Annotated in this window: 7 protein-coding genes and 1 pseudogene; 6 read left to right on the top strand and 2 right to left on the bottom strand. The window is 70.7% G+C overall.

Annotated elements, in window-relative coordinates; all coding sequences use genetic code 11:
- The first annotated feature begins 4 nt into the window (after positions 1 to 4).
- Positions 5 to 1,753, top strand: coding sequence for an outer membrane protein assembly factor BamB family protein (locus V7E45_RS36115; protein WP_333778506.1), 1,749 nt, complete (start codon positions 5 to 7; stop codon positions 1,751 to 1,753).
- A gap of 228 nt (positions 1,754 to 1,981) precedes the next feature.
- Positions 1,982 to 2,656, top strand: a pseudogene (locus V7E45_RS36110) (helix-turn-helix transcriptional regulator); the annotation flags it as partial.
- A gap of 3 nt (positions 2,657 to 2,659) precedes the next feature.
- On the opposite strand, the gene V7E45_RS36105 reads toward V7E45_RS36110, so the two are convergent.
- Positions 2,660 to 3,007, bottom strand: a complete 348-nt coding sequence (locus V7E45_RS36105) for a hypothetical protein (RefSeq protein ID WP_333778505.1) — start codon at positions 3,005 to 3,007, stop codon at positions 2,660 to 2,662.
- A 21-nt stretch (positions 3,008 to 3,028) separates the two neighbouring features.
- Complete coding sequence (locus V7E45_RS36100; RefSeq protein WP_333778504.1) at positions 3,029 to 4,720, bottom strand: sodium:solute symporter family protein; 1,692 nt, start codon at positions 4,718 to 4,720, stop codon at positions 3,029 to 3,031.
- A 180-nt stretch (positions 4,721 to 4,900) separates the two neighbouring features.
- Here V7E45_RS36100 and galT point away from each other — a divergent pair, with 180 nt between their 5' ends.
- The 4 genes from galT to V7E45_RS36080 form a co-directional block, all read left to right on the top strand.
- Entirely contained in the window at positions 4,901 to 5,986 is a 1,086-nt protein-coding gene (gene galT, locus V7E45_RS36095; protein WP_333778503.1) for a galactose-1-phosphate uridylyltransferase, read from the top strand.
- Positions 5,983 to 6,945: a UDP-glucose 4-epimerase GalE gene (gene galE / locus V7E45_RS36090; RefSeq protein WP_333778502.1), complete on the top strand. Its 963-nt coding sequence runs from the start codon at positions 5,983 to 5,985 to the stop codon at positions 6,943 to 6,945. The genes galT and galE overlap by 4 nt, the downstream gene beginning before the upstream one ends.
- The gene (galK, locus tag V7E45_RS36085; RefSeq protein WP_333778501.1) at positions 6,945 to 8,099 is read left to right on the top strand and encodes a galactokinase; all 1,155 of its coding nucleotides are present in this window, start codon (positions 6,945 to 6,947) and stop codon (positions 8,097 to 8,099) included. The genes galE and galK overlap by 1 nt, the downstream gene beginning before the upstream one ends.
- 68 nt (positions 8,100 to 8,167) lie before the next feature.
- The coding region (locus V7E45_RS36080) for a hypothetical protein (protein WP_333778500.1) at positions 8,168 to 8,489 on the top strand (322 nt) is incomplete at its 3' end.

The raw sequence follows: 8,489 nt of genomic DNA, 5'->3' as shown, positions 1-8,489 counted from the left end.
CCAGCTGCCCGCGGCCCCGCCCGGCCCCCAGCCCGGCTACGGCTACCCGCAGCAACCTTCCGCGCCGCAGCAGCCCCAGCCGCCGCAGCCCGGCTACGGCCCTCCGCAGCAGCCGCCGGCGCCGCAGCCCGGATACGGCTACCCGCAGGCCCCCCCGCCGCCGCAGCCCGGCTACGGCCCTCCGCAGGTCCCGCAGCCGCCCCAGCCGCAGCCCGGCTACGGCTACCCGGGCGCGCCGCAGAACCCGTACGCCCAGCAGCAGCAGCCCTACGGTTACCCGACCGTCCCCGTCGCGCCGGCACCCCCGCAGGGCGGTGGTGGCAGGAACACGACCACCTTCGTCATCGTCGCCGCGGCGCTCGTCGTGATCGCCCTGATCATCGGCGGTGGCGTCTGGTACGCCAAGTCCTCCGGCGGTGACGGCAAGAAGGACGACACCGCGCACTCCGGCGCGGGCACGGGCGGCAAGAACGGCTCCGGGGGCACTTCCACCGGCGGCAAGGAGAAGGCACCGGCCGACCCCGCCGGCAAGGTCCTCTTCCAGGCCCCGATGCCCAAGACGTCCGACACCGTCGTCACCGCGGGCTCCTGGCTGACCGACAAGGTGTACGCCAAGAGCGGGATCGCGCAGATCGTCGGCTACGACCCGGTCAAGGGGACCAAGCTGTGGACGGTCAAGCTGCCGGGCCCGGTGTGCACGGCCAGCAAGCACGTGACGGCGGACAACAAGACGGCGATCGTCTTCCAGCCGAAGATGCCCGCCAAGAACTCCAGCGCGGGCTGCAGCCAGGTCGCCGCCATCGACCTCGACAAGGGCACCAAGCTGTGGACCAGGACGGCCAAGTCCGCTGACAGCACGATCAACCTGGACAACGTGACGGTCGCTCAGCACACCGTCGCGGTCGGCAGCACCAACGGCGGTGCCGCGTTCGACATCGACTCCGGCAAGGCCCTGTGGCAGCCGAAGCCGGGGGACTCCTGCTACGACGCCGGCTACGGCGGCGGCGCCAAGCTGGTCGCGCTGCGCAAGTGCGGCAGCTACGGCGACCGCCAGCTCCACGTCCAGACCATCGACCCGGCCTCCGGGAAGGTGATCTCCGACTACAAGATGGCCTCCGGCATCGAGTACGCCGGCATCGTCTCCACCGACCCGCTGGTGGTGGCCGCCGACGTCGGCGACAGCGCCGGCGACGGCAGCGGCATCTCCGACTACTTCTCCGTCGACGGCAAGACCGGCAAGCTGCTGGCCCGCATCTCCGCGCCCGGTGACACCTACGCCGGCCGCTGCGACGGCATCACCCGCATCGAGGACTGCCGGGAGGTCGTCGCCGGGGGCGGCAAGCTGTTCGTGCCGACCGAGGAGCACGACGGCACCGGCAAGTACAGCAAGACCAACGAGGTCGTCGCCTTCGACCTGGCCACCGGCAAGGAGACCGGCCAGCGCGCCGAGGCCGGCGACGGCTACCTGCTCGCCCCGCTGCGCATGGACGGCGGCAACCTGATCGCCTACAAGCGCCCGCCGTACGACAAGGGCGGCCAGGTCGTCAGCATCGACGGCGGTTCCTTCAAGGCGACCGAGCTGCTGGAGAACCCGGCCGCGCAGGACGTGCGGCAGGCGGAGACCACGATGCTGCCCGACTACGCGGAGATCCTGTTCGGGCAGGGCCGGCTGTACATGTCGTCCGTGTACGCCCACAAGGCCTCGTCCTACGGCAAGGAGTACCTGCTGCTCGCGTTCGGCGCGGGCGGCTGACCGCACGCCCCTCGGCGCTTCCGGGCGCCCGGGGTGAATGCCAGGTATTACCAGGGAGTGCCCCGGATTTCATCGATCCGGGGCACTTCTCCTTCATAGGGGCAGCGCGACGTCGAACAAGCGTGTAGCTTCCGGGGGCATGAAGGGCGGGGTGCCGGGGGGCCCTCTGTCGTGGTGCGCGGTGGGCGTCCATAGTGGGGCATCCATGGGGGGACTGGGGGTTGCTGCATGGGAGTGCGGCTCATGGTCGTCGACGACCATCGCCTGCTCGCGGAGGCGCTGGCGTCGGCGCTGAAGCTGCGCGGGCACCGGGTGCTCGCGGCGGCGGCACCGGCCGCGGGCGCGGCGGATCTGGTGATCGCACGGGCGCCGGAGGTGTGCCTGCTGGGCACGGCGGCGCCGGCCGAGCCGGGGGCGTTCGACCCGGTGGTGAAGATCAAGCGGGAGCGGCCCCAGGTGGCGGTGGTGGTACTGGGCCCGGTGCCGTCACCGCGGGGCATCGCGGCGGCCTTCGCGGCCGGCGCGTCGGGGTACGTGCGGCACGACGAGCGGATCGAGGGCGTCGAGCGGGCCATCATGAAGGCCCGGGCCGGTGAGGCGGCGGTGGCCCCGCAGCTGCTGCAGGGCGCTTTCGGCGAGCTGCTCAATCCGGCGGCCCAGCCCGACGACGAGGGGCAGCGGCTGCTGCAGATGCTCACGCCGCGGGAGGTGGAGGTACTGGTCAGGGTCGCCGAGGGGGAGGACACCCGGCTGATCGCCGCCGGCATGGGGATCGCTCCCAGCACGGCGCGCACGCACGTCCAGCGCGTCCTGATGAAGCTGGGGGTGGGCTCCCGCCTCGAGGCGGCGGCGCTGGCGGCACGGACCGGTCTGCTGGACCGCGCGGCCGGTGCGGCCCGGCCGGTGTTACGCCTTCTCCCCCGGCTCCTCGGGCAGCCCCTCGCGGGGCACCGGCGGCGGGGTGGGCCGCAGCTTCAGCCAGGCCAGGAAGAAGACGCCGAGGAGCAGCATGCCGATGCCGGTCCACAGGTTGATGTTGACGCCCTGGGCCTTGTCGATGGCGGCCTGGGAGTCGGTGATGCCGGTGATCGTGACGATGACGCCGTAGAGCACGAACAGGCCGCCGATGATGCGGCGCAGGTCGAAGAGGCGGGCGGCCGTCTCGGACTTGCCCTCCAGGTCGGTGACTTCGCGCTGGACGTCGTCCTCGGAGAAATGGAACCGCTCGGGGTCGCGGTCGGAGTGCTCGGTCATGGTTTCCTCATCCTCCCGCGGTCAGAACGAGAACGGGATGTAGCAGGCGGCGGCCAGGACGATCGCGCCCCAGCCGAGCAGGGCGGGCTTGCGGTACCAGGCGTCGTCGCCCGCGGCGGGCGGTTCGGCCATGCCGGGGGAGCGGGTGCCGTAGACCAGGCCCTGGAGCTCCCGTTCCGGCTTCGGCCTGGTGAACAGGGACACGATGAACATCACGACGGCGCCGGCGACGAAGCCCGCGATCGCCGAGACGAAGTTGGCGCCCTGGTCGGTGGGGATCGAGATGATGCCCTTCTTGTAGAGCACGAAGTAGTTGACCATCGCGGTCACGGTGCCCGCGAGCAGGCCCCAGAAGCCGGACTTGGCCGAGGCGCGCTTCCAGAACATGCCGACGATGAACACCACGAACATCGGCACGTTGAAGAAGGAGAACAGGGTCTGCAGGTAGGACATGATGTTCGAGAACGAGGACGCCAGGAACGCGGTGCCGACGGAGGCGCACACGCCGACCGCGGTGATCAGGCGGCCGAAGCGGACGTAGTAGGCGTCCTCACGGCCGCGCACCACGTACTTGGCCCAGATGTCGTTGGTGAACACCGTGTTGAAGGACGACACGTTGGCCGCCATGCCGGCCATGAAGGCCGCCAGCAGACCCGTGACGGCGATGCCGAGCACGCCGTTGGGCAGCAGTTCCTGCATCAGGAACGGGATGGCGTCGTTGTACTGGTAACCGGACCCGGCGGTGCCGAACTTGGGGATGATCGCGGCGGCGACCAGTCCCGGGATCATCACCAGGAAGACGATGAAGATCTTCGGGTAGGCGGCGATCAGCGGGGTCCGCTGCCCGGCGGAGAGGTTCTTGGCGGACAGGGCGCGCTGCACCTCGGCGAAGTTGGTGGTCCAGTAGCCGAAGGACAGCACGAAGCCGAGGCCGAGGACGATGGTCAGCCAGTTGGCGCCGAGCGGGTTGGCGCTGCCGATGCCGGTGCCGCCCCAGGCCGTGGTGAAGTCGGCGCCGTGGGTGGCGGTGAGCTTGTCGGTCAGACCGCCCCAGCCGCCGACCTTCTTCAGTCCGAGGATGGTGATCGGGATGAGGGCGGCCAGGATCACGAAGAACTGCAGCACCTCGTTGTAGATCGCCGAGGACAGGCCGCCCAGCGTGATGTACGCCAGCACGAAGGCGCCGGCGACGACGATGGCCACCCACTGCGGCCAGCCGAGCAGGGCCTCGACGACGATCGCCAGGGCGTAGAGGTTGACGCCGGCGATGAGGATGGCCGCGAAGGCGAACAGGATCGAACTGAGCAGGTGGGCGCCCCGGTCGAAGCGCAGCAGCAGGAACTCGGGAACCGAGCGGACCTTGCTGCCGTAGTAGAAGGGCATCATCACCAGGCCCAGGAAGACCATGGCCGGGATGGCGCCGATCCAGTACCAGTGCACGGTGTAGGCGCCGTACTGGGCGCTGTTCGCCGCCATGCCCAGGATCTCGGTGGCCGCGAGGTTGGCGGAGATGAAGGCGAGGCCGGTGATCCATGCGGGCAGTGAGCGCCCGGAGAGGAAGAAGTCGAGGCTGGTCTTCACCGAGCGGCGGGCCGCGAAGCCGATGCCGAGCACGACGACGAAGTAGATCGCCAGGATCGTGTAGTCCAGCCAGTTGGTGGGGAGCCGTAGCTGCGCCGCCAGGTAGGTGGGTTCGTATGTGGGGGTTTGCATGAGAACTCGCTTCGTCGCGCGAACTGATCCAGAGCGGAACCTACGCCGCCGCCTTCAGATATTGAACAGTTCCTATGGTGTTCTTTGTTTGATTGTGATCGTCCAAGGTGTTGTCGAGTTGTGATCTGTTATGTTTGATTGTGTTGAGTGATTGGGTGCGGGACGTAGAGGAGTCCGGCGTTGAAGAAGACCTCGACACGGCTGGCCGACGGCCGTGAGCTGATCTACTACGACCTCCGGGACGACACCGTGCGCACCGCCGCCGACCGTCGCCCGCTGGACCGTACGGTCACCACGTCGGAGATCCGCCGTGACGTGCTGCTCGGCGACTCGGTCGCCATCGCCTCCCACCGGCAGGGCCGCACCTACCACCCGCCGGCCGACGAGTGCCCGCTCTGCCCGACCCGGGGCGAGCGCCTCAGCGAGATCCCCGACTCCTCGTACGACGTCGTCGTCTTCGAGAACCGCTTCCCCTCGCTCGCCGGCGACTCCGGCCGCTGCGAGGTCGTCTGCTTCACCTCCGACCACGACGCGTCCTTCGCCGACCTGACCGGCGAGCAGGCCCGGCTGGTGCTGGACGCGTGGACGGACCGCACGTCGGAGCTGTCTCATCTGCCCTCCGTCGAGCAGGTGTTCTGCTTCGAGAACCGTGGTGAGGAGATCGGGGTGACGCTGGGTCACCCGCACGGCCAGATCTACGCCTACCCCTTCACCACCCCCCGCACCGCGCTGATGCTCCGCTCGATCGCCGCGCACAAGGAGGCCACCGGCGGGGAGAACCTGTTCGACGCCGTCCTGCGCCGGGAGACGGCCGACCGGCGGGTCGTCCTTGAGGGTGAACACTGGGTGGCCTTCGTGCCCTACGCGGCCCACTGGCCGTACGAGGTGCACCTCTATCCCAAGCGCCGGGTGCCCGACCTGCTCGCGCTCGACGAGGCGGCACGCACAGAGTTCCCCCAGGTCTATCTGGAACTCTTGAGGCGCTTCGACCGGATCTTCGCCGCTGGTGACGGAGGGCGGGGCGCGGCGGACGAGCCCCGCACGCCGTACATCGCGGCCTGGCACCAGGCCCCGTTCGGCGCGCTGGAGGAGTTCGACGGGGTCACCCGGGACGACTTCGCGCTGCACCTCGAGCTTTTCACCATCCGACGCACTTCCGGCAAGCTGAAGTTTCTCGCGGGTTCCGAGTCCGGCATGAACGTGTTCATCAACGACGTGCCGCCGGAACGCGCGGCCGAGCGACTGCGAGAGGTAGCGAGTTCATGAAGTACCTGGTGACGGGTGGCGCGGGTTACGTCGGCAGTGTCGTGTCCCAGCACCTGCTGGAGGCCGGCCACGAGGTCACCGTCCTCGACAACCTCTCCACCGGCTTCCGCGTGGCCGTACCGGCCGGCGCCGCCTTCGTCGAGGGCGACATCCGTGACGCCGCCAAGTGGCTCGACGCCTCCTACGACGGCGTGCTGCACTTCGCCGCGTCCTCCCAGGTCGGGGAGTCGGTCGCGAAGCCCGAGAAGTACTGGGAGAACAACGTCGGCGGCAGCATGGCCCTGCTCGGCGCGATGCGCGAGGCGGGCGTCCGCACCCTGGTCTTCTCCTCCACGGCGGCCACCTACGGCGAGCCCGAGCAGATCCCCATCGTCGAGACCGCCGCCACCGCCCCGACCAGCCCCTACGGCGCCACCAAACTCGCCGTCGACCACATGATCACCGGCGAGGCGGCCGCCCACGGCCTGGCCGCGGTGTCCCTGCGCTACTTCAACGTGGCCGGCGCGTACGGCAGCCGCGGCGAGCGCCACGACCCCGAGTCGCACCTCATCCCGCTCGTCCTCCAGGTGGCCCAGGGCCGCCGCGAGGCGATCTCCGTCTACGGCGACGACTACCCGACCCCGGACGGCACCTGCGTCCGCGACTACATCCATGTCGCCGACCTGGCCGAGGCCCACCTGCTGGCCCTGACGGCGGCACGCCCGGGCGAGCACCTGATCTGCAACCTCGGCAACGGCAGCGGCTTCTCCGTCCGCGAGGTCATCGACACCGTCCGCAAGGTCACCGGGCACCCGATCCCGGAAGTGGTGGCCCCGCGCCGCGGCGGCGACCCGGCCGTCCTGGTCGCGGCCGCCGACACGGCCCGCGACAAGCTGGGCTGGAACCCGTCCCGCGCGGATCTCGCGGGGATCGTCGCGGACGCGTGGGAGTTCGCGCAGAGCATCGCGAAGGAGCACTAGTGGGGGCACAGCAGGTCCAGGAGCGCTTCGCCGAGCTGTACGGGGCGCGGCCCGAGGGAGTGTGGGCGGCGCCGGGCAGGGTCAACCTGATCGGCGAGCACACCGACTACAACGACGGCTTCGTGATGCCGTTCGCCCTGCCGCACCAGGCCACCGCGGCGGTCTCCCGCCGCACCGACGGCGTGCTGCGCCTGCACTCGGCGGACGTCGGGGACACGGTCGTCGAACTGCGCCTGGACTCGCTCGCCCCGGGCGGCGACCAGAACTGGACGGCCTACCCGGCCGGCGTGGTCTGGGCGCTGCGCGAGGCCGGGCACCCGGTCACCGGCGCCGACGTCCACCTCGCCTCGACGGTCCCGACCGGCGCGGGCCTGTCCTCCTCGGCCGCCCTCGAGGTCGTGATCGCCCTCGCCCTCGACGACCTGTTCGACCTGGGACTCCAGCGCCGGCAACTGGCCCGCCTGTGCCAGCGCGCCGAGAACGTCTACGTCGGCGCGCCCACCGGCATCATGGACCAGACCGCCTCGGCCTGCTGCTCCGAGGGCCACGCCCTCTTCCTCGACACCCGGGACCTGTCCCAGCGGCAGATCCCCTTCGACCTCGCCGCCGAGGGCCTGCGCCTGCTGGTGGTCGACACCCAGGTCAAGCACGCCCACAGCGGCGGCGAGTACGGCAAGCGCCGGGCCGGCTGCGAGAAGGGCGCGGCCCTGCTCGGCGTCGACGCCCTGCGTGACATCCCCTACGACGGCCTCGACGCGGCCCTGGCCCGGCTCGGCGACGAGGAGGAGGTCGCCCGCCTGGTCCGGCACGTCGTCACCGAGGACCGGCGGGTGGAGCGGGTGGTGTCCCTCCTGCACGCCGGTGAGACCCGCGCCATCGGCCCGGTCCTGACCGAGGGCCACGCCTCCCTGCGCGACGACTTCCGCATCTCCTGCCCCGAGCTCGACCTGGTCGTGGACACCGCCCTGTCCCACGGCGCCCTCGGCGCCCGCATGACCGGCGGCGGCTTCGGCGGCTCCGCGATCGTCCTGGCGGAGGCGACCGACGTACCCGCCCTCACCAAGGCGATCGAGGAGGCCTTCACGGCCGCCTCCTGCACCACCCCCCGCATCTTCGAGGCGGTGCCTTCGGCGGGGGCGCGGCGGGTGGTCTGACGTTGCGTCAGTGTGTCGGCCCCGTACACCTGTACGAGGTCGACGGCTTTTCACGAAGGGCGGGCCGGATGGACGCCGACGCGATACGGTCCCGCTTCGACGGGCGTGGCCAGGTCGAGTTGCTGGTCGCGGCGGGACAGCGGGCGCCGGCCGAGGCCATCGGGCACGCGCTCGGATACGAGCTGGTCTCCGTCGAGCAGCGGGGTGGCAGACACATCGACCTCGGCTCCATCGACCTGCGCACGGCCCGCAGCTACAGGCTGGTCTTCCGGCGTGACGACGACCCCCGGGCCCGGCGTCGGGCCGAGCTGACCATCGAGCGACTGCGGGCCGGTGGCCCGGTCCTCACGGACGACGAGCTGGTTCCGCCCCCGCCGCCCCCGTCGGACC

This window comes from Streptomyces sp. IBSBF 3136, assembly GCF_036815105.1.
GTDB lineage: Bacteria > Actinomycetota > Actinomycetes > Streptomycetales > Streptomycetaceae > Streptomyces.
The sequence above is the reverse complement of the archived record's forward strand: the minus strand, read 5'-3'. Positions and strand labels throughout refer to the sequence as shown.